This is a genomic window from Mesorhizobium sp. BH1-1-5 (assembly GCF_020165615.1).
GTDB lineage: Bacteria > Pseudomonadota > Alphaproteobacteria > Rhizobiales > Rhizobiaceae > Mesorhizobium.
This window is the reverse complement of sequence record NZ_JAIUIM010000003.1, coordinates 327,880-348,700: the sequence shown is the minus strand read 5'-3', so window position 1 is coordinate 348,700 and position 20,821 is coordinate 327,880. Positions and strand designations below refer to the sequence as shown.

The 20,821-nt window shown below is 65.7% G+C and carries 21 protein-coding genes; 7 read left to right on the top strand and 14 right to left on the bottom strand.

The window, feature by feature from the left end:
* Positions 1-55 precede the first annotated feature (55 nt).
* From LB572_RS06240 to LB572_RS06225, 4 genes are all read right to left on the bottom strand, one after another.
* The gene (locus tag LB572_RS06240; RefSeq protein WP_224667098.1) at positions 56-2,320 is read right to left on the bottom strand and encodes a xanthine dehydrogenase family protein molybdopterin-binding subunit; all 2,265 of its coding nucleotides are present in this window, start codon (positions 2,318-2,320) and stop codon (positions 56-58) included.
* A gap of 2 nt (positions 2,321-2,322) precedes the next feature.
* Positions 2,323-2,799, bottom strand: coding sequence for a (2Fe-2S)-binding protein (locus LB572_RS06235; protein ID WP_140804938.1), 477 nt, complete (start codon positions 2,797-2,799; stop codon positions 2,323-2,325).
* Positions 2,799-3,659, bottom strand: coding sequence for an FAD binding domain-containing protein (locus tag LB572_RS06230; protein WP_224667097.1), 861 nt, complete (start codon positions 3,657-3,659; stop codon positions 2,799-2,801). Before LB572_RS06230 ends, LB572_RS06235 begins: the two co-directional genes overlap by 1 nt.
* A gap of 251 nt (positions 3,660-3,910) precedes the next feature.
* Positions 3,911-4,447, bottom strand: a complete 537-nt coding sequence (locus LB572_RS06225) for an imm11 family protein (protein WP_224667096.1) — start codon at positions 4,445-4,447, stop codon at positions 3,911-3,913.
* 291 nt (positions 4,448-4,738) lie between these two features.
* Between LB572_RS06225 and LB572_RS06220 the strand changes: the two genes are divergently transcribed.
* The 4 genes from LB572_RS06220 (at position 4,739) to LB572_RS06205 (ending at position 8,825) form a co-directional block, all read left to right on the top strand.
* Positions 4,739-5,086 (top strand): VanZ family protein, encoded by a 348-nt coding sequence (locus LB572_RS06220; protein WP_224667095.1) that lies wholly within the window; start codon positions 4,739-4,741, stop codon positions 5,084-5,086.
* 115 nt (positions 5,087-5,201) lie between these two features.
* The gene (locus tag LB572_RS06215) at positions 5,202-6,179 is read left to right on the top strand and encodes a GlxA family transcriptional regulator (RefSeq protein ID WP_224667094.1); all 978 of its coding nucleotides are present in this window, start codon (positions 5,202-5,204) and stop codon (positions 6,177-6,179) included.
* Positions 6,180-6,316: 137 nt separating this feature from the next.
* Positions 6,317-7,636, top strand: a complete 1,320-nt coding sequence (locus LB572_RS06210) for an aspartate aminotransferase family protein (protein WP_224667093.1) — start codon at positions 6,317-6,319, stop codon at positions 7,634-7,636.
* A 16-nt stretch (positions 7,637-7,652) separates the two neighbouring features.
* Positions 7,653-8,825 (top strand): NAD(P)/FAD-dependent oxidoreductase, encoded by a 1,173-nt coding sequence (locus LB572_RS06205; protein ID WP_224667092.1) that lies wholly within the window; start codon positions 7,653-7,655, stop codon positions 8,823-8,825.
* Between the two features lie 75 nt (positions 8,826-8,900).
* On the opposite strand, the gene LB572_RS06200 is transcribed toward LB572_RS06205, so the two are convergent.
* On the bottom strand, positions 8,901-9,344 hold the full coding sequence (locus LB572_RS06200) for a hypothetical protein (protein ID WP_224667091.1): 444 nt from the start codon (positions 9,342-9,344) through the stop codon (positions 8,901-8,903).
* A 74-nt stretch (positions 9,345-9,418) separates the two neighbouring features.
* Between LB572_RS06200 and LB572_RS06195 the strand changes: the two genes are divergently transcribed.
* Entirely contained in the window at positions 9,419-10,375 is a 957-nt protein-coding gene (locus tag LB572_RS06195; protein WP_224667090.1) for a DMT family transporter, read from the top strand.
* Between the two features lie 161 nt (positions 10,376-10,536).
* Positions 10,537-12,078 carry an alpha/beta hydrolase gene (locus LB572_RS06190; protein WP_224667089.1) on the top strand — a complete coding sequence of 514 codons (1,542 nt, stop codon included), beginning with the start codon at positions 10,537-10,539 and terminating at the stop codon, positions 12,076-12,078.
* 19 nt (positions 12,079-12,097) lie between these two features.
* Here the strand turns inward: LB572_RS06190 and LB572_RS06185 are convergent, their stop codons facing one another.
* The 5 genes from LB572_RS06185 to LB572_RS06165 all read right to left on the bottom strand — a co-directional run bounded on the left by LB572_RS06185 (position 12,098) and on the right by LB572_RS06165 (position 16,202).
* Positions 12,098-12,553, bottom strand: a complete 456-nt coding sequence (locus LB572_RS06185) for a MaoC family dehydratase (RefSeq protein WP_224667088.1) — start codon at positions 12,551-12,553, stop codon at positions 12,098-12,100.
* Entirely contained in the window at positions 12,550-13,845 is a 1,296-nt protein-coding gene (locus LB572_RS06180; protein WP_140804958.1) for an NAD(P)/FAD-dependent oxidoreductase, read from the bottom strand. The genes LB572_RS06185 and LB572_RS06180 overlap by 4 nt, the downstream gene beginning before the upstream one ends.
* A gap of 11 nt (positions 13,846-13,856) precedes the next feature.
* Entirely contained in the window at positions 13,857-15,083 is a 1,227-nt protein-coding gene (locus LB572_RS06175; protein WP_140804960.1) for a flavin-containing monooxygenase, read from the bottom strand.
* Between the two features lie 58 nt (positions 15,084-15,141).
* Positions 15,142-15,720 (bottom strand): OsmC family protein, encoded by a 579-nt coding sequence (locus LB572_RS06170; RefSeq protein ID WP_224667087.1) that lies wholly within the window; start codon positions 15,718-15,720, stop codon positions 15,142-15,144.
* A 236-nt stretch (positions 15,721-15,956) separates the two neighbouring features.
* Entirely contained in the window at positions 15,957-16,202 is a 246-nt protein-coding gene (locus LB572_RS06165; RefSeq protein ID WP_181179480.1) for a DUF1127 domain-containing protein, read from the bottom strand.
* Positions 16,203-16,457: 255 nt separating this feature from the next.
* Here LB572_RS06165 and LB572_RS06160 point away from each other — a divergent pair, with 255 nt between their 5' ends.
* Positions 16,458-16,673, top strand: coding sequence for a hypothetical protein (locus tag LB572_RS06160; RefSeq protein WP_224667086.1), 216 nt, complete (start codon positions 16,458-16,460; stop codon positions 16,671-16,673).
* An 82-nt stretch (positions 16,674-16,755) separates the two neighbouring features.
* Here the strand turns inward: LB572_RS06160 and LB572_RS06155 are convergent, their stop codons facing one another.
* Genes LB572_RS06155 through LB572_RS06140 form a run of 4 tightly spaced genes read right to left on the bottom strand, consistent with a single transcriptional unit; the run spans position 16,756 to position 20,779 of the window.
* Complete coding sequence (locus LB572_RS06155) at positions 16,756-17,913, bottom strand: ABC transporter ATP-binding protein (protein ID WP_224667085.1); 1,158 nt, start codon at positions 17,911-17,913, stop codon at positions 16,756-16,758.
* A complete protein-coding gene (locus tag LB572_RS06150) occupies positions 17,906-19,048 on the bottom strand; it encodes an ABC transporter substrate-binding protein (RefSeq protein ID WP_140804969.1) in 1,143 nt (380 codons plus the stop codon). Before LB572_RS06150 ends, LB572_RS06155 begins: the two co-directional genes overlap by 8 nt.
* Positions 19,045-19,887: an ABC transporter permease gene (locus LB572_RS06145; protein ID WP_140804971.1), complete on the bottom strand. Its 843-nt coding sequence runs from the start codon at positions 19,885-19,887 to the stop codon at positions 19,045-19,047. Before LB572_RS06145 ends, LB572_RS06150 begins: the two co-directional genes overlap by 4 nt.
* A gap of 13 nt (positions 19,888-19,900) precedes the next feature.
* Positions 19,901-20,779 carry an ABC transporter permease gene (locus LB572_RS06140; RefSeq protein ID WP_140805008.1) on the bottom strand — a complete coding sequence of 293 codons (879 nt, stop codon included), beginning with the start codon at positions 20,777-20,779 and terminating at the stop codon, positions 19,901-19,903.
* Positions 20,780-20,821 lie beyond the last annotated feature (42 nt).

Sequence of the window (20,821 nt, the reverse complement as noted above, 5' to 3'; positions counted from 1 at the left end):
CCAGATCCTCATCGGGAGGTGGCGCGAGCCGAAAACCGCCTCGCGCTTTTCAGCATCAGCCTTCCCGCTCCGCGTCCAGCGCCGCCAGAATGCGCGGCGGCGACATCGGGATGTGGGTCATGCGCACGCCGACCGCGTTCGACACCGCGTTGGCGATTGCCGCCAGCGGCGGCACGATCGAGGTTTCGCCCACGCCGCGCACGCCATAGGGGTGGTTGGGGTTGGGGATTTCCAGGATCTGCGTGTCGATCATCGGCAGGTCGGAGCAGACCGGGATGCGGTAGTCGAGGAAGCCCGCATTCTGCAGCCGCCCGTCCTTGCCGTAGATATACTCCTCGTTGAGCGCCCAGCCGATGCCTTGCGCGGCACCGCCCTGGTACTGGCCCTCGACATAGGTCGGGTGCACCGCCTTGCCGGCATCCTGCACCACCGTGTAGCGGATAACCCGGGTCGCGCCGGTCTCGGGGTCGACCTCGATGTCGCAGATATGGGTGGCGAAGGAGACGCCGGCGCCGTCGGCGACCAGCTCGCTATGGCCGGCGATCGGGCCGCCGGTCGTGCCCGACTTGGCCGCGATGTCCTTCAGCGACAGCGGCGACAGGTTGCCGTATTTCTCGCCCTTGGCGATGGCATGGCCCTTTTCCCAGACCACGTCTTCCACCGGGATGTCCCACATCTGCGCCGCGCGATCGCGAAGGATCTTGATCGCGTTGCGCGCGGCCGAGATCGTCGCCATCGAGGAGGAGAAGGTGCCGCGGCTGCCGTCGGTCATGTCGTTGTAGCCCAGCGAGGACGTGTCGGCGACGATCGCCTTGAGCTGCGAATAGTCGATGCCGAGCTCCTCCGCCGCCACCAGCGACAGCGAGGCGCGGGAGCCGCCGACGTCGACGGTGCCGACGGCCAGCGACACCGAGCCGTCCATGCCGATATTCAAATCCACGCAGGTCTGGCCGCCGAAATTGAACCAGAAGCCGCAGGCCATGCCGCGCCCCTGGTTGGCTTTCAGCGGAGCCTTCATGTGCGGGTGCTTCTTCACCGCCTCCAGCGTCGGCCCGATGCCGATCGGCCCGTAGACCGGGCCGTAGGAGGCGCGGGTGCCTTCCTGCGCGGCGTTCTTGATGCGGAAGTCCACCGCATCCATGCCGATCTCGCGGGCAAGCTCGTCGATCGAGCTTTCCACCGCGAAGGCCGCCATCGGCGCCGACGGCGCGCGATAGGCCGCCGTCTTCGGTCGGTTGACCAGCACCTCGAAGCCGACGGTCTTGACGTTTTCGAGCTTGTAGCAGGCGAACGCGCTCATGGCGCCGATCTCGGCCCAGGAGCCGGCATAGGGGCCGCAACTGTAGCGCAGCGTCGCTTCCGCGGCGGTGATGGTGCCGTCCTTTTTCGCGCCGATCCTGACGTCGATCGAGGTGGCGCTGGTTGGCCCTGAGGCGCGGAACACCTCGTCGCGGGTCATCACCAGCTTCACCGGGCGGCCGGCCTTGCGCGACAGCGCGAGCGCCACCGGCTCGGCCCAGACATGGGTCTTGCCGCCGAAGCCGCCGCCGATCTCCGACGAGGTGACGCGCAGCTTCGAGGCTTCGAGCCCAAGCAGTTGGGCGCAATGCTGGCGGTAGACGAAATGGCCTTGCGTGCAGACCCACAGATCCGCCGTGCCGTCCGGGTTGACGCTCGCCACGCAGGCATGCGGCTCGATATAGCCCTGGTGCGTCTGCTCGGTCTTGAACGAGCGCTCGACGATGAAATCGGCCTCGGCGAAACCCTTGTGGACATCGCCATGGCCGAACTGCGTGCGCTTGGTGATGTTGGAGGGTTTTACCGGCTTTTCCTCGAGGCCCTCGGTGAAGACCTGGTCGTTGATCAGCGGCGCGTGGTGCTGCGCGGCCTCGTCGACATCGGTGACATGCGGCAGCACCTCATAGTCGACCTCGATCAGCTTCAACGCCTGGCGCGCGATGCGGGCGTCGATCGCCGCCACCGCTGCCACCGCATGGCCGTCATAGAGCGCCTTTTTGCGCGCCATCGAGTTGTCGAGGATGTCGTACATCCCGGCGTCGCCGTCGGTGAGGTCGGGCAGGTCCTTCGCCGTGATCACCGCCTTCACGCCGGCGAGCTTTTCCGCCTTCGAGGTGTCGATGCTCTTGATCACCGCATGGGCGTGCGGGCTGCGTAAGATCCGGCCCACCAACTGTCCAGCCATGTTGAAGTCGGCGCCGTAGCGGGCGCGTCCGGTCACCTTGTCGATGCCGTCGGGGCGGAGCGGGCGCGTGCCAACCGAGGAGAATTTGCGTCCGGTAAAGCGCGGATCGAAATTCATGATCAGGCTCCCTTCATCACGTTGGCCGCGTCCTGGACGGCGCGCACGATCTTGTCATAGCCGGTGCAGCGGCAGAGGTTGCCGGCCAGCCCGAAGCGGATTTCCTCCTCGGTGGGCGAGGGGTTCTTGGCCAGAAGGTCCTTCGCCGCAATCAGGAAACCTGGCGTGCAGATGCCGCATTGCAAGGCCGCGTGCTCGATGAACTTCTGCTGCAGCGGGTGCAGCTGGTCGCCATGCGCCATGCCTTCGATGGTCTCGACCTTGCGGCCCTCGGCTTCCGCGCCCAGCACCAGGCAGGAGCAGACCAGGCGTCCGTCGACGATGACGCTGCAGGCGCCGCAGTCGCCAGTGCCGCAGCCTTCCTTGGCGCCGGTCAGGCCGAGCCGGTCGCGCAGCACTTCAAGCAGCGTCTCGTCGGGCTGGCACAGATATTCGACGGCGTCGCCGTTGATGGTGGTTGATACAGCTACACCGGCCATTATTTGCCTCCCGCACGCTTGTAGGCGATAGCGGCGGCCCTTTGCGCCAGCACGCCCGCGACTTTCCGCCTGAATTCGATGGTGCCGCGCTTGTCGTCGATCGGACGGCAGGCTCCTGAGCAGATCTTGGCCAGCCGCTCCAGCGTGGCTTCGTCGAGCTTCGAGCCGACCAGCACCTGGCCCGCTTCCTCGACCAGCAGCACGGTCGGTGCGGCGGCGCCCAGCGCAACGCGCGCGGTCTTGATCGCGCCCTTGTCGTCCAGCGTCAGGTTGACGCCCGCGCTCACCACCGCGATGTCCATCTCGGTGCGCGGAATGAAGCGCAGATAGGCGTCGCCGGCATGCTCAGGCCGCTTGTCGAGCAGGATCGCCTCGATGATCTCGCCCTTGGCAAGCGAGGTGCGGCCCGGTCCGGTCGGCACGGTTTCCACGGCAATGGTGCGCTTGCCCGAAGGCCCGGCGACGACGGCCTTGGCGCCGGCCGCGACCAGCGCCGGCACGCTGTCGGCGGCGGGCGAGGCGTTGCAGAGATTGCCGGTGATGGTGCAGCGGCCCTGCACCTGCTTGGAGCCGATCAGATTGGCCGCCTCGACGACGCCCGGCCACGCCTTGCGCACAGCCTTGTTCTCGCCCAGCACCGCGCAGGGCACCGCGGCGCCGATCCGGAAGCCGTCAGCCGTTTCGGTGATGTCGGCCAGGCCGCCTATCGCCTTGATGTCGACGATCAGCTCGGGCTCGATGAAGCCGCCCTTCATCCTCACCAAAAGGTCACTGCCCCCGGCAAGGATCGCGGCCGGGCCTACCGCCTTGGCGAGCTCGCCAACGGCATCTTCGATTGAAAGCGGACGTATGTAACGCATCGTCTCCCCTTGGTCGTCGCTATGTCAGCGACCGTTATAAAGAGTCTGGTTATAATGGCCATCCCGTTCATGCATGTCCGGGTTGGGCCAGAGCGATGCTCCAGATGCGCCCAGCGGGCAGGCCAGGGCAGGGCGGCCACTTCCTTCTCCTCGTCATTATACGGGGAGAAGGTCCCGGCAGGCGGATGAGGGGCGGCGCCGGCGTCGGTGATTGCCCGTCTCCGCCACAAACCGCAAAACTGTTATTCGCCTCAGGCGATTGCCGTTCCCGAGGCCCATACCGGCTCGAATGAGACGTTGCGCAACCCGGCGTTGCGCACCCGCTCCACGAACACCTCGTTGACGAAGACAGGGGAAGCCCGCATCGGCAGCTTGAACACTTCCGCCGTGCCGATCCTGGCGGCGTCGAAAGCATATCGCTCGATCGCCAAGATGTCGCCGTCGTCGAAGCGCACGATCCGCGAATTCGCCTCGTCCAGCGCATCGATCACCTTGGTGACGTTGAGCAGCCATACCTTCTCGCCGCGCAGCGCGACAAGCTTGCCATAGGGTCCCAGCGCCGACGCCAGCGCATCGACGGCCGCCTGGCGCAAAAGCGGCGCGTGCTCGCCGAGCCAGGGGAAATCGGAATAGAGCCGCTCGCCTTCCTCGACGCGCCGCATCACCGGCGGCTGCCAGCCGTCCAGCGAGCGCCCATCGAGGCCGAAGAACACCTCGTAAGTCTCGTCATCGACCGGCAGCACCCATTCCTGCCCCTCCGACACGGCGAATTGATGGATGGTCGTCATTGCAAGATGTCCCGCTGTTTCGACTGAGGCATGGGATGACGGCTCGTGCCGGATGCCCTGCGGCCCTCGACAGCGCGCGAAACCATGCACCGGCCGGAAGCGGTATTCAAGCAAGGCCAGCCTGGCCGCGTCGCACGCCAGGCCGACACCTGCGAGGCAACCGAGCGTCCGGCGGGACAATGATGGTCGGCGGCGGATGCTGGCGCCTGCGCTTGCAGGGTGCGCGGGACCAATCCCCGACCGGGCACCGGTCTATATTGTTATGCCGGCTTGCCGCCTGTATGAGCGGGCATGACCTCGCTCTCCCGTCTCGCCGCGCTCGTCCTGCTGGCCATCATCACCTTTGCAACGCTGTCGCCCATCCAGTTCCGGCCGCATCTTGGCGACGCCAACGTGGAGCGCGCTTTGGCCTACATCCTGTTCGGGCTGGCCCTGGCGCTCGGGTTTCCGTCCCGGGTCACGCAGACCGTGCTGTTCGTTTGCGTGGTGGCCGGTGTGCTGGAGTTCCTGCAGCTATTCGATCCCGGCCGGCATGCGCGCGCCCTCGACGCCCTTGTCAAGGCGGCGGCGGGCGTCGCCGGGATCGTGCTGGGGCGCATCATCATCGCGCTCGCCAGCCGGGCCGCTGCGCGCCGCTAGCCCCACGACGTCGCGGCCCCGGTGGTGTTTCGACCGCATGCAGGTCGGAATCAGAAGGCCCGGCCCTGGGATTTTCGCATAATGTCCGGTTAAACGAGGATGGTCCCGGAGGCAAATGGCCAAGAAGTTCGCATTTCTCCTGGTGCGCGATTTCACCCTGTCGCCGCTATCACTGTTCATCGACACGCTCAGGTTGGCCGGCGACGAGGGCGACCGCAGCCGCAGGATCGAGTTCGACTGGGAGATCGTCGGCGAGCGCGGCCTGCCGATCCGCGCCAGCTGCGGCGTCGAATTGCTGCCGACCAAGGCGATGGGCAATCCCGAGGACTTCGACAATGTCGTGGTGGTCGGCGGCCTGCTCGACACCAACCGCAAGCTGAGCTCGGAAAAGGAGGCGTTCCTGCTGCGCGCCGCCGCGAAAGGCGTGCCCCTTACCGCGCTCTGCACCGGCAGCTTCGTGCTGGCGCGCTATGGCCTGCTCGACGGCTACAGCGCCGCCGTCAGCTGGTTCCACATCAAGGATTTCCGCGCCGAGTTTCCAGATGTCAACGCCCATGCCGACAGCCTCTATTCCGTCGACCGCGGCCGCGCCACCTGCGCCGGCGGCACGGGAGCGGCCGACCTCGCCGGCTATTTCGTCTCGCAATTCATCGGCCAGAAAGCGGCGGAGAAGGCGGCCAAGATCCTGGTGCTCGACCGCATCCGTTCCAGCCGCGACGTGCAGCCGGTCGGCGACCTTTTTCCCGCGGCCGCGAGCCGCGCGGTGAAGCGGGCGCTGCTTCTGATGGAAAGCAATCTCCAGGAGACGCTCTCCGTCGCCGAGATCGCGGCCAGGCAGAACTGCTCGCGCCGCCAGCTCGAGCGCCTGTTTGGCACCGAGCTCGGCATCGGCCCGATGGCCGCCTATCTGGCGCTGCGGGTGCATTACGCCAAGTCGCTGCTCGAGGGCAGCGATCTCGCGATCGGCGAGGTCGCCTACCGCTGCGGCTTCCCCAATGCCGGCCATTTCAGCCGCGTCTTCCGCCAGCAGACCGGCATCACGCCGACCAATCTGAGGCACCCGAACCGCACGGTTGCCGCTGCCGCGAAATGATGAAGGTCCGCGATGACCGTGGTCGGGTCGCATGACCGGGCCTGGCCGATTGCGTCGGCGCACAAACGAGCCGTAGCTTCGTGACGAGCGGCGGTTGCGCCGCTGTTTCAACAAGTCGAATTCGCCTTCGGAGAGCCATGCCGCATTATCCCGACGCCATGCCCGGATCGAAAACCCTGTTCGAGCGCGCCAGGAAGGTGATGCCGGGCGGCAACACGCGCACCACGGTGTTCGTCGATCCGTTCCCGATCTATGCCGCGCGGGGCGAGGGCTGCAGGGTCTGGGATGTCGACGGCAATTCCTACTACGACTGCATCAACAACTTCACGTCGATGATCCATGGCTACGCGCAACCCGATGTCACCGCGGCCGTGACCGAGCAACTGCCGTTCGGCACCGCTTTCGGCGCCCCGACGCTGAGCGAGATCGAACTCGCCGAGCTTCTGGTCGAGCGGCTGCCCTCGGTCGACCAGATCCGCTTCACCAACTCCGGCACCGAGGGCGTGATGATGGCGATCAAGGCCGCGCGCGCCTTCACCGCGCGGCCGAAGATCGTCAAGATCGAGGGCGCCTATCACGGCTCCTACGATTTCGCCGAAGTGAGCCTGGATTCCTCGCCCGCCAACTGGGGCGATCTGCCGAGGTCGACGGCCTATGCCAAGGGCACGCCGCGCGGCGTGCTGGACGACGTGATCGCCGTGCCCTTCAACGACACCGAGGCGCTGCGCGCCGTCTTCGCCGCGGAAGGCGAGACCATCGCGGCCGTGCTTATCGACCCGATGCCCAACCGCGCCGGGCTGATTCCGGCGCGCCGGGATTACCTTCGCGCGATGGTCGAGATCGCCCATGCCGCGGGCGCGCTGGTCATCTTCGACGAAGTCATCTCGTTTCGCCTCGGATGGTCGGGCGCGCAAGGCCTGTGGGGCATCGAGCCCGACCTCACGGCGCTCGGAAAAATCATCGGCGGCGGTTTTGCGGTCGGCGCCGTGGGCGGGCGGGCCGATGTCATGGCGGTGTTCGATCCGACCGCTGGCAAGCCAGCGCTTCCGCACGGCGGCACCTTCACCGCCAATCCGGTCACCATGCGCGCCGGCCTTGCCTCGATGCGGGCGCTGACGAAAGAGAGCTTTGCCCATCTCGATCGTCTCGGCGCATCCTTGCGCGAAGGGGTCGTCGCCTCATTCGAAAAGCATCGGCTTGCCGGCCAATGCGTCGGCGTCGGCTCGCTGTTCAAGGTTCATTTCACGTCGCATCCCGTCACGGACTACCGCTCCATCTATCCAGGTCCGGCCGAGCACAGGAAGTTCGACGCCTTCCACAAGGGTTTGCTTGGCCGCGGCGTGCTCTCCGCCAGCTACGGCCTGTTCGCGCTGTCGACGCCGATGACCGAGGAAGACGCCGGCGCCATCCTTCAAGCGATCGACGCGACCCTGGGCGACGTCGCCGCGCAGTCCTGATTGAGGCGGACCACGGATGACAGCTTCTCCTCATGTCGTGGTGATCGGCGCGGGCACGCTGGGCATGTGCACGGCGCTCAACCTCGTCGAGCAGGGCGCGCGCATCACGGTGCTCGAAGCCCAGTCGATTGCTTCGGGGTCGAGCGGCCGGTCGGTCGGCGTCGTCGGATCGCAATTGACCGACCCGTTCGAGATCATGCTGCGCGTTCATGCGCTGCGCCGGTTCCGCCAGTGGGAGGGCGAGGGGCTTCGCTTCAATCATATCGGCTATCTGCGGCTGGCCCGCACGCCGGCGCAGATGACGCTGTTCGCGAGATCGGTCGAGATCCAGGCCGAGGCGGGGCTGAGGTCGCGCCTGATCCGCGCCAACGAACTCAGGGACCTCGTTCCGCACATCAATCCTGACGGGCTCGAAGGCGGATTGTTCGGGCCAGACAACGGCTTCATCGACCCGCACGAGATGTGCAATTTGCTGGCGGGCATCGTGCGCGCCAAGGGCGGCGAGATCCGCCAGTACCGCAAGCTGCTCGGCGTGCAACGGCGCCTGGGCGGCTATAGGCTGGAGACCAGCGGCGACGCCACCGATGGCAAGCCCCGGCTGATCGATTGCGACGTCGTGGTCAATGCGGGCGGCGCCTGGGCGCCACAGGTCGCCGCGCTTTTCGGCCAGCGGCTGCACATCTGGCCCGAGCGCCACGAAGCCGTCGTCATCCATCTGGACGAGCCGCTCGACTACACCATGCCGATGGTGATGGACCTCGTGAACGGCGAAGGCAGCGGCCTCAACTTCCGCCATGAAAAGCCGGGCGAGCTGATCGCCGAGATCCACAAGGTGGACTCGATCGCGCCGGAAGACCCCGACAATTACAACGACCAGTGCGAGGAGCAGTCGAAGGTCGATCTGGCCGAGCTGCTTTTGGAACGCGTGCCCGATCTGCCTGGAGCGCGACTCGGCCGTGGCTGGGCGGGCCTTTATCCGGTCACCGCCGACCATCGCCCCTTCGTCGGGCCGCTCGATGCCTCGGAACCGTCACTGATCACGGCCGCCGGCGCCGGCGGCTACGGCATCCAGCTCGCCCCGGTCATCGGCCAGATCGCGGCCGACTGGGTGCTTCGCGGCGCGCCGGTTTCGGTGCCCGGTTCGCAGAGCCTGGCGCCGTCGGCCGAGCGTAACGTCCTCGGTCACTGACCGGCGCGCCAAGCCGGCCCGGATGCCTAAGATGCGAGCCTTGCCGTTAACCATCGATTAACTATCCGGTCGCCTTTAATAGTGTTCTGAAGGATACTGATTTTGGCCGCGAGCAATCACCTTGCGACTGCCGAAATGAGAAAAGAAGCGACGGATACCGTCGCCGTCTGCCGGGGAGGCGCCCAGCATCTTTTGATGAGGAGCGCCGACATGAATATCGAGGAAGCAGTCACTGTGGCGACGGCAGGGTCGGGCGCGCTCCTGTCCTGTCTTGGCCACCCTGTCGTCGCCTATCACGTCACGGCCATCATGCGCGAATCCGACAAAATCCACGCGCGGCAGATGCAGCTTGCCTTGCTGCGGCGAAGCATCGAGGCTCTTGTCGACGACGGCTTCGAAGACCTCGAGGCCGAAATTTTTGCTTCGCAGTTCGACGGTCGCGTCGACTCGGCCTGGGACCTTCTGCATATGGCGGGCGGCACGCCGCATTGATCCCTGCGGCATGGCTTTGTCGGCCAACTATGTAACACCCCCGATATGAGATAGACTGCCGCCCACGTCTGGGCTGGCGTTCATGGAACGGGGGGCATGCGATGCAGGCGATACCGATAGCGCATCCGGCAGAGCAACCTGCCGCGATCTCGATACCTTCCCTGGGTGGCTATCCCACCGCCGTCTTCTGCTGGCTGCTCTCGGCCGGCGTCTATATCGCCGCCAAATGGGTAGCGCCGGAAATGCCACCCTGGGGGCTATGCTTCTGGCGGCTCCTGCTGGCCTGCGCCATCCTGTTGCCGATCGTGCATCGCCATCACGGCGCGATGCTCGCGCTGCTCAAAGCCCGGCCGCTGGAGATCGTCGCCGTCGGCGCCATCGGGCTGACGCTCTGCCAGGGCATGATCTATCATGGCCTGAACGATACCGACGCGACGACGGCCGGCATCATCATGGCGATATCGCCGATAATGACCATGGTGCTGGCGCGCTTGGTGCTTGGTGAGCCGCTCGGCCTCTGGAAATCGCTCGGCGCGGTTGCGGCACTTGCCGGCATGCTGGTCATCGTCGCGCATGGCAAGCTGGACGCACTGGTGCAACTGCGCTTCAACATCGGCGAATTGTGGATCGTCGGCAGCGCCTTCTGCTGGGCGCTCTACACGGTGCTGCTGCGCCGCTCCAAATTCGGCCTCGAGCTCCTGCCGCTGGTCGTGCTCCTGCTCGGCGCCGGCGCGCTGGTGGCGCTGCCGTTCCACCTCTGGGAAATCGTCAACGACGAACGCTCCGCCCTGAACGGCAATGGCTTGCTCGCGCTCGCCTATCTGGCCGGCCCTGGAGGCGCGCTGATGTATTATCTCTACAACAAAAGCGTCGAGGCGCTGGGCGCCAGCCGGGCAAGCATGCTGCTTTATCTGCAGACACTGTTCGTCGCCATTCTCGCCTATCTGCTGCTCGGCGAGAGCCTGCATGACTACGATCTGCTCGGCGCGGCCTTCATCGTGGCCGGGGTCCTGCTGGCGACAGTGATCAAGCCGAGGGTGGTTCCGGCAAAGGCTTGAAGCCGGGCCGTCACGGGCGTGCCTCGTGCTCTCCAGTCTGAAACTGTTGCTGCCGTGAGGCTCCAAGCTTTCCTAAATTAGCCGATTTTGCTATTGGCTGCCCTTCGCAGCGCCGGCCAAGGCCGAAGGGGGATCATGGCGATCGACAAGCGCGTGAACGCATGAACGGCGCTCAGCATATGCTGGAGTTGCGCGTGCTTGGCGATTTTCAGGTGATGCGCGACGGCCAGCCGCTCGACCTGCCGCCGTCGCGCAAGACGCGGGCGCTGCTTGCCTACCTCGCCGTCACCGGCAGGCGGCACCAGCGCGAGCGGCTGTGCGGAATATTCTGGGACATTCCCGACGATCCGCGCGGCGCCTTGCGCTGGAGCCTGTCCAAAATCCGCCAGGTGCTAGGCGACGACGAATCCGCCCTTGCCACGGATCGCAACGCCGTCGCGCTCAACCTCGAGACGGACCATGCGCGGCTGGCGCCGCTGGTGAAGGCCGATCTTTCGTCCCGCTCGACGGAGGAGCTCGAAGCCGCCCTGGCCTCGATCCGCGGCGGCTTTCTTGCCGATCTCTCGCTCGAACGCTGCTTCGACTATGAAGCTTGGCGGCAGGCCATCGCCAGCGAGGTGGAGATCGTCGAGCTCGGCATCCTGCGCGAGCTGGTCGAGCGCCTGGCGGACCAGCCGCGGCGGGCGCTGCCCTTCGCCCAGCGCCTGCGCAGCCTCGTGCCCGACGATGCGAGGCTCGCCGCCGAGACCGAGGCGCTGGAGGACAAGGTCCGCTCGGCCGCCGCGCAAGCCACGGGCCGCGCGCCGCAGCCTACTTCTCCCACGCCGCCGAGACCCGTCACGTCATCGCAGGATCCTGGCCGCGCCGTGCAATTCTGCCGGGCTCTCGACGGCACCAGGCTCGCCCACGCCAGCACCGGCAACGGCCCCGCGATCCTGCGCGCCGCGCACTGGATGTCGCATCTCACCTTCGACTGGGACAGCCCGATCTGGCGGCACTGGATGCGGGAATTGTCGCGCCAGAACCGGCTGGTGCGCTATGACGAGCGCTGCAATGGGCTTTCGCAGCGGCACGTCGTCGACATCTCGTTCGAGACCATGCTGTCGGACCTCGAATGCGTGGTCGAGGCGACGGGGCTCGAACGCTTCACCTTGCTCGGCCTGTCGCAGAGCTGCGCGGTATCGATCGCCTACGCCATCCGCCATCCCGAGAAAGTGTCGGGCATGATCCTTTACGGCGGCTACGTCAAAGGCTGGCGGGCGCGCGGCGACGCGGGCGAGATCGCCACACGCGAGGCCGCGGCGACGCTGATGCGCGAGAGTTGGGGCAAGCCGAACCCGATGTTCCGGCAGGCCTTCTGCTCCATGTTCATCCCCGGCGCCACGCATGAGCATTTCGCCTGGATGGACGATCTGATGCTGCGTACCGTCTCGCCCGACGATGCCTGGCGCCTTCAGAGTTCCTTTTCGGTGATAGACGTCGGCGACTTGCTTGAGAAGGTGAGCGTGCCGACGCTGGTGCTGCATGCGCGGGACGACAACGTGGCGCCGGTGGAGTCGGGCCGCACCATGGCCGCGGGCATTCCCGGCGCGCGCTTCATCGAGCTCGACAGCCAGAACCACATCCTGCTCGAAGGCGAGCCCGCCTTCGAGGAGTTCATAGACCACGTTCGCGCCTTCATCGCCGAGACGGCGGGCCGGTAACCGGCCGCTCGAAAAGTTCTCAACCCCTGGCCAAGGGCACGGTGAACACCGTCGCTGTGCCGGTGAGACAAAGCTCGCCGGCTTCGTTGCGCACCGATGTCTCCAGCTTCGTGATCGGCTTGTCGGCGCGCACCTCCTTGACCTCGACGCGGCCGGTGATCAGTTCGCCGACGCCGACCGCCTTGACGAATTTCCACGAGACTTCGAGGAACACCGAACCCGGGCCGGGGAGGTCTTCCGCCACCACCGCATTCAGGATGCCTGAGGTGACGCCGCCCTGCACGATGAGCTTGCCGAACACCGAAGCCTCGGCCAGCGCCTTGTCGTAATGCAGCGGATTGCGGTCGCCGGTCATCTCGGCGAAGGCGTCGATATCCTGGGGCTGCGTGCGCCGCGAGCGCTCGGCGAAGGCGCCCACCTTTGGCCGACCGTTGATGACGCCGACCCAGCCGTCCTTCATCAGGTGCACAGTCATGGTCTTGCTCCGGTTCGGTTGCGATTGAGGTTCGAGCCGGTCGAGGCCGGCGGCTCGTCCTGGTTGGCCGGCGCCCGGTGGGCCGTCGGCCGCGATGCCGGGGAAGGGGCACGGCGGACCGGTATGGGCTGCCCGGCCAGCGCCTGCACCTCGGCCTTCAGCACGGCGCTGAAGCGGCGATGCCGCTCGCCGAGATCGTCGAGCGTCCAGTCGAAGCCGGCGATCGCGTCGGTGGTATCCAGGATCTGGTTGGCGATCATGTCGCGCTGCTGCTGCCAGATCGCGAATGCGGCTTCGGACCCGTCGAGGATCGCCCGCGCGAGGCTTTCGGCGTCGCGCAGCGCATCCGAAATGCCGTGCGAGGTGATGGGGTCGCGGAAGAAGCCGGCGTCGCCGACCAGCGCCCAGCCGGGGCCGTGTGGCTGGCGGATATAGCCCGGCACGCCTCGGAAGGCTTGCAGGCGGGCATCCTTCGGCGCTCGGGCCGCTTGTGCGGCCAGCGCCGGCGAAAGCGCTTCCAGCACATCCATGCGGGCACGCGCGTGGCCGAGACGGAAGCGCTGGTCGAACAGACCAGTCGGCACCGAGGCGACGATGCAAGCGAGGCCGTCATTGGTCGGGATGAACGAGCCGGCGATGCCATCGCGGAAATACCAATGGTAGCCGGCGCCGGCCTCGACCGGGGCGTAGCCATAGACATGGGCGGCCGACACCGCGCCGCGCCGTAAGGGCTGGGCGTCGACGCATTTCGCCACCAGCGAGCCGACGCCGTCGGCGCCGACCACGATATCGGCGCTGACCCGGAGCGATGCGCGGCCGGCGGCGCGGATCTCGATGCCGCGAACGCGCCCGCGCGTGTCGGCGAAGAGGTCGCCGACCGCCACTTCGTGCAGGATCTCCGCGCCGGCCTTGCGCGCCGCATCGACCAGGATGCGGTCGAGCACGGTACGCCGCGGCGCGATCAGGCCGGGAAGGTCCGAACCGGCGGCGAGCGGGATGGTGATCTCCTCGTCGCCATAGTGGAAGGTCGTCGTCTCGATCAGCGGCGTGCCGGCCTCGATCAGCGGCTTGAGCAGTCCCCAGCGCCACAATTGCAGCACGGCAGGCCGCATCAGCGCATGCGTCGACAGCGTGTCGGAGCCATAGGGCTTGCGATCGATCGCCAGCACCTTGAGGCCGGCGCGGGCGAGCAGCATCGCGGTCGCCGCACCCGCGCAGCGCGCGCCGACGACGATGGCGTCGTAATGGCCGCGCCTGGGGGCAGCCATGAGGGAGATGGGGGTGGTTGCCATGGTTGTGGTCCTCAGGCCGCCCTGCGGCCGTTGCAGTCGAGATGACGGGAGATTTCGGCGGCGATCGCCTCGGCGTCCGCGCCGACGCCGCCAATGAAGTTGGAATCGCGCTTGCGCAGGAAGCGGAAGCCGAGCGCGTAGAGGCCGGGCACGCTGGTGATCCCGCCTTGATGCGCGAACTCGCCATCGGCGCCGAGCGCCAGCGGCTCCAGCCAGCCGAACGAGCGTGCATAACCGGTCGCCCAGATGATCGTGCGGATCCCCCCGTCGCTCAGCGAAAGCCGCTCCGCGCAGGCTGCCCGCACCGCCACCGGCTCGGGCCGGTATGGCGTTGCCGAGCCCGTGAAGCGGTCGATCTGGTCGAGCAGGCGTGCCTGCTTTGCTTCCGCCGCCGCAACGTGCTGGCCGAGATCGCCGGCGAAGGCGATCTCGCGATCGCTGACGCTGCGTACCCGCCCGGTCAGTTCCACGCCGAGCGCCTGCAGCGTGGCGAGGTCGACATCGGCCCTGTCCGGCCGGCCGGCGAGCTGCAGCGATGGCTGGCGCCGGGCGGCTTCCGGGTTGGCGAGGTCTTCCTGGCGCTGCGCCATCAGGCCCATTGCGCTGAGCCAGAAGAAGATATCCTGGCCGCGCCAAGTTCTCGGCAGGCGCGTATGCTTGCCGACCGAAAGCACCACACGCCGCCCGGCGCGGGCGAGCTCGTCGGCGATCTGCACGCCGGAGGACGAGGCGCCGACGACCAGCACGTCGCCGCCCGGCAACTCGCCGGGCGAGCGATATTGCGAAGCGTGGATGCTGAGCGGTCCGCGAAGTGTCTCAGCCGAAAAAGGGATGACCGGCCTGTCGCAATGCCCCGTCGCCACGACCACCGCGCGCGCCGACCAGTCGCCGGCGCTGCTGCGCAAGGCGAAGCCGTCGCCGGTCCGCTTGGCAGCGATGACCTCGACATTGGTCTCGACGGGCGCATGCCATTGCCAGGCGTAGCGCTCCAGGCTTTCCACGAAAGCCCCTTTGCTCATGAAGCCGTCGGGATCTCCGTCCTTATAGGGCGAGCCGGGCAGGGCGTTCAGCCAGTTCGGCGTGAGCAGCCGAAGCGAACGCCAGCTCTGCGAGCGCCAGCGCTCGCCGATGCGGCCACGCTCCAGCACGGCATGGTCGATACCGGCCTGGCCGAGGCAATGGCTGAGCGCAAGGCCGGCCTGGCCCGCGCCGATGATGACGACGTCCGCGCGTCTCATGTTCTGTTCCGTTTGAGAAAGGAGGCGGTCCGGATCGGCTCCGGGCCGCCTGCCGGCTTTACTGGATGGTCTTGATGCCGACGGTGACCGGCACGCCCTTGGTCAGCACGTCGAACACCGCCGAACGGGCGCGCGACTGCTCGACCAGCTGCTGCAGCTTTTCGGCCGGCGCGTCGCCTTCGATCTCGAACGACACGTGGATGTTCTGGAAGCCGTTGCGGACCTCGTCGGAGATGCCGAGGATGCCGCGCAGGTCGATGTCGCCGTCGACCGAGCACTTCACCTTGGTGAGCTTGATGCCGCGCGCGGCGGCAATGTTGGCGACGCCTGCCATTAGGCAGCCCGCCAGCCCGTGCAGCAGCCACTCGACCGGGGTCGGCGCGTTGTCGGCGCCGCACAGGATCGCCGGATGGTCGGCGTCGGCATAGTGGGGCTTCTCGTGCTTCTGCTCCTGGCCGGCGCCGAAGAAGCCGTTCATGACGGTCTTGCTGTGCGTGCCTTCGATCCACTCGTTGTGAGCGCGGAACTGGAACTTGGCCAGCTCCGGCTGCCCCGCGACGAAATTGATCGTCGCCAAAAGGTTCGGCGTGTCGACGCCGTTGAGCGGAAGCCGTGCAGGTTTGGTGTTGGGTTGCATCTTCATCTCCAAAGGTTCGGTTGCGGCTTGGTTGCCGTGACGGCCTCTATCTGCCGATGGGGCGTTTGAACGAGAGTGGATGCGACCGTGGAATTTTTAATACGCCTACCGTGGAAATTGCGTTGGACGTACCGTTTGAAACGACGCGTCGCCACCGCCCGACCCGAATGCAAAAAGCCCCGGGCATGGGAAAGCCCGGGGCTTGTCGACGGCGCGGCGATGATCGCCATCGGCGGTCATCCAGCGTTGCGGATGTCCATCCCGTCGGCGTCGGACGCGTAGCGCATCGAGGTGTAATGGTCGATTTCCGAACGAGCGATACCCATGTCCTTGAGCAGATAATCGGGCATGGCCTGCATGGCGGCGCGGTCGCTGCGCATCCTCATCGCGCGATAGCAAAGCCTAAGCGCGCGGCCGGTAAAGCCGGCCAGGCCGAAGCCCGCGCGGCCGGTTTCACAAGCGGTGTGTTCCAAAGTCGTCATCGTCGTCTCCATCGTTTTGCGGCGCGATGCTTCGCGTCGTCGATGGCGGGGCTTGTGGCCTACGACCGGGGGAGCCAGCGTTGGAGCGGGCGTCGAAATTGCCGTGGAATCTGGTAGTTTCTCAGTTTGAAATATCGTCCTTTGCCAATGTGTCACGGAGCGCGTCGTCGTGAAGTCTTTGGTCTTTCAATTATATCAGGATTATCGTATATAACGGATGCGTTACTATGCCCATTTTCAGAGAGGAACTAAGTCATGCGCAAACGGAAATCGCTTGGACTGGCGCTTCTGGCTTCTATATCGCTTTTCCTCGCCGACGCCGCTTTAGCGAAAGATGCCTACAAAACACCATGCAGGGCGGATGCCCAGCGAGTGTGCAAGATGGTCGACAATGCAAAGGGGTTAAGCTGTCTTAAACAGCACATCAGTGAGCTCACTCCTGCCTGCAAGGCATTTATCTCCAAAAAATGAACTGTAATAGCCGTCAGGGATCGTACTGATTACACGGCGGAAATAACGACACCGCCATGCCTGCAGGAAGGCGGTGGCGAGCTCAGGAGATCCGCCGCCCGTCCTCGTCCAGCAGCACGCAGTCGTTCGGGTCGAAGCGGAGTTCGATCGCTTCGCCTTCGCGCAGAACGCGGCCGTCGATCGGGGCGTTGGCGCGGATGTTCGTCTTGCCGCCTATGTCGACCTCGTAGATGGCGCTGCCGCCGAGATAGGAGGCCGCCACGACCTGGCCGGGCAACCGGTTGGCGCTCGTTCCGCCGACCGACAGTTTTTGCGGCCGCACCACGACGGTGACGACGCTGCCTTGCGGCAGCGGTCGCGGCGCCAGCACATTGACCGTCTGGCCGCTGGCCAGCTTGACCGTCGTCGGCCCGCCGGATCGGCTCACCGTTCCTGAAAGCATGTTGGCCTTGCCGAGGAAGTCGGCGACGAAGGCGGTGGCCGGCCGCTCATAGACCTCTTCTGGGGTGCCGATCTGCTCAGCTGAACCTGCATTCATCACCACGATGCGGTCCGACATCGACAGCGCTTCTTCCTGGTCATGGGTGACGAAGATGGCGGTGATGCCGGTTTCCTTCTGGATCTTCTTGATCTCGACGCGCATCTCCTCGCGCATGTTGGCGTCGAGCGCCGAGAGCGGCTCGTCGAGCAAAAGCACCTGCGGCTCGAAGACGATGGCGCGCGCCAGCGCGATGCGCTGCTGCTGGCCGCCCGACAATTGCGAGGGCAGTTTCTTCTCGCTGCCCGGCAGCCGCACCATGTCGAGCGCCTGGCCGACCTTGCGTTTGATCTCGGGCTTGGCGACGTTGCGGTATTTCAGGCCGAAGGCGACGTTGTCGAACACGGTCTTGTGGGGAAAGAGCGCATAGCTCTGGAACACCAGCCCGATATTGCGCTTGTAGATCGGCACGTCGTCGACGCGCCGGTCGCCGATCATGATCTGGCCGGCCGAAATGTCGACCAGCCCGGCGATGGAGCGCAGGATCGTCGTCTTGCCGCAGCCGGACGGCCCGAGCAGCGTGACGAAGCTGCCCTTGCGGATCGACAGCGAGAAATCGCGCACCGCGACGAACTTGCCATAGGCGATGTCGATGTTGCGGAACTCGACCGCCGGGCTGGTCGCCTCGGCGGCCGCGCTCGCGCCGATTGCCCCGGCCGAGGCCGGCCGGGGATGGATTTTCGTGTCCTGGCTGTCAGGCACCTTTCGAGATCCTGTTCCATTGCTTGGTCCAGGCATCCTCATTGGTCGCCCAGTAAGTCGGATCAGCGAAGGTCAGCGCCTTCATCGTGCCGGTCGGATCGAAGGCCGGCAGCTTCGCGATCTTGTCGGTGAGCTTGACCTTGGTCGGGTCGAGCGACGGCGGGTAGCTCTGGCCCTCGGCCACCGCGATCGAGGTCGCCGGATCGAGCATGAAGTTGATCAGCTCCTCGCACTCTGCCATCGGAGAGCCTTTCAGGATCAGCATGTCCTCCATCCAGGCATAGGAGCCCGCCGGATCGAGGTAACCGATCGGATGGCCCTGGTCCTGGAGTGCTGCGACGCGGCCCGACCAGGCGTCGGTCACCACGATCTCGCCCTTGGAGAGCAGGTCCATCAGCTCGGCGCCGGAACTCCAGAACTTCTTGGCGAGGTCGCGCGTCTCGCGCACCTTGGCCCAAATCGTGTCCATGTCCTTGAGGTTGTTGGGATCCTGTCCGGTGGCCAAAGCCGCGTACCAGACGCGCGTCGTCATGTCGGAATAGCCGCCCACCTTGCCCGCATATTTCTTGTCGAGCAGCAGTGCCGCGCCCTTTTCCTTAGCCTCCTCCGGCGAGATCACCTTGGTGTTGTAGGCGATGCCGGTGGTGCCGTAGTCGTAAGGCACGGCCGACAGTTTCGGCGTCAGCTTGCGGAACGGCTCGATCATCGGCTGCAGCACATTCACCATGTTGGGAATGTTGGCCTCGTTGATCTCCGAGGTCAGGCCGCCATTGACATATTTGATGTAGTAGTTGACGCCCGAGGAATGGATGACCTGGTAGTCGCCGGGCTTCGCGGTCTTGATCTTGGTGATGATCTCGTCCTCGTCGCCGAACGTGCCCTGCACCACCTTGATCTTGGTCTTGGCCGTGTAGGGCTGGAAGGCGAACTTGTCGATCGCGTCCTGCACCGTGCCGCCCCAGCCGTCGAAGCGGACTTCCTCGACCGCGGCGAGCGCCCGGCCCATCCACGGCATGGAAAGCCCCGCCGATGCGGCGGCCGCCGCCGTCAGCGTCAGGAAAGTGCGGCGGCTCAGATCGCCATTGGCATACCGGTCGTGCAGCCGTTCCAGCCGCTTGGTCGTCGTCAGTTTCATCGTACTTCCTCCTTTGGTTCGCCGCGTCTCTTCAACTTGGTCAAGCTCTGCAGGATCAGGCCGCCGACCAACGGGATGCCGACGGTCACCAGGATCATCACGGTGCCGAGCGCGTTGATCTCCGGGCTGATCGAGATTTTCAGCATCGAAAGGATCTGGGTGGGCATGGTCTCGACGCCAGCCGGCCGCCAGAACAGGCTGGCCGAGGTGTTGTCGAACGAGATTGTGAAAGCGAGCAGCGCGCCGCCGACGACCGCCGGGATGAGCAGCGGCAGCGTGATCTCGCGGAAGGACGAGAAGCGCGAGGCGCCGAGCGAGAGCGCCGCCTCCTCATACACGCGCCGGATTCCCACCATGCGCGCCTGCGCGATCAGCACCACATAGGGCACTGCAAGCAGGATATGGCCGAGCACCAGAAGCAGCATGGTGCGCGGCTGGTCGATCGCCTTGATCAGCACCAGCAGGCCGACGCCGAGAATGGTTTCCGGCACCAGCGCCGGCAGGATCACCAGCGTGCTCAGCGCCTGCTTGCCGGGGAATTCGAAGCGCACCAGCGCGAAGGCCGTGACGACGCCGATGGCCGTGGTGGCGACAGCGGTGACCAGCGCGATCCACAGCGAGGTGCGGAAGGCCGTCAGCACCGCGTCGTTGTTCATCAGCTTGGCGTACCATTGCAGCGAAAAGCCGGTCATCGGGAAGCCGCCGAACATCGAGGCGTTGAACGACAGGATGACGGTCGCCACGATCGGCGCGAACATGAAGATGTAGACGCAGAGCGTGACGAAGCCGGTCAGCCGCCAGGCCCATCTGCCTTCCTCCTTGCGCCGCGTCCCGCTCATCCGCCCGATTTCCTCATCCAGCAAGCCCTTTGACGATCTGCGACATTCCCATGTAGCGGGTGTAGATGGCGGCGAAGAAGCCGAGCACGACGAACAGCACGATCGACAGCGTGGCGCCCATCGGCCAGTTCAATTCGCCCATGATCGTGTCGTAGATCAGATTGCCGAACAGCGCGTCGCGGCCCGAGCCAAGCAGTTGCGGCGTCACATAGCTGCCGGCCGCCAGCACGAAGCAGAGCAGCAGCCCAGCCGCGAGGCCGGGCAGGGAGAGGGGCAAGGTCACCTCGCGGAACGCCTGTGCGCTGGTGCAGCCCATCGAGCGCGCCGCCGCGATCAGCGTGCGGTCGATGCCCTCCAGGCTGACATAGACGTTGAGGATCATGTAGGGCAGGAGGAAGTGCAGCAGTCCCAGGATCACCGCGCCTTCGTTGTAGAGCATCTGCAGCGGCTCGTTGATGATGCCCATCTTGAGCAGCGCGACGTTGATGACGCCCTGTTCGCCCAGGATGTTTATCCAGGAAAAGGTGCGGATGGTGAAGCTGATCCAGAACGGCACGATGAGCAGGAGCAAGAGCAGCCATTTGTGCTTGAAGCTCGTCGCCCAGATGAAATAGGCCGGGAAATAGCCGAGCACGCCGCACAGCAGCGCGGTGATCGCGCCGACCCTCAACGTCTTGAGCAGGAAGCCGGAATAGTAGCTGTCGGTGAAGAACTCCTGCCAGTTGGCGGTGGTCAGCGCGCTGGTTTCGACGCCTGCGGTGACGAAGGTGAAGAACGTATAGGCCGCCATCACCGCGATCGGCAGCACCAGGAAGAAGATCAGCAGCAGAAGCACTGGTGCAACCAGCATCCAGGCCAGGCGTGGATCATACAAGGTCCAGCGATTGTTCATGCGCACCCGGATGTAGGCGCCTTCTTCGAGGCGCTTGTGTTC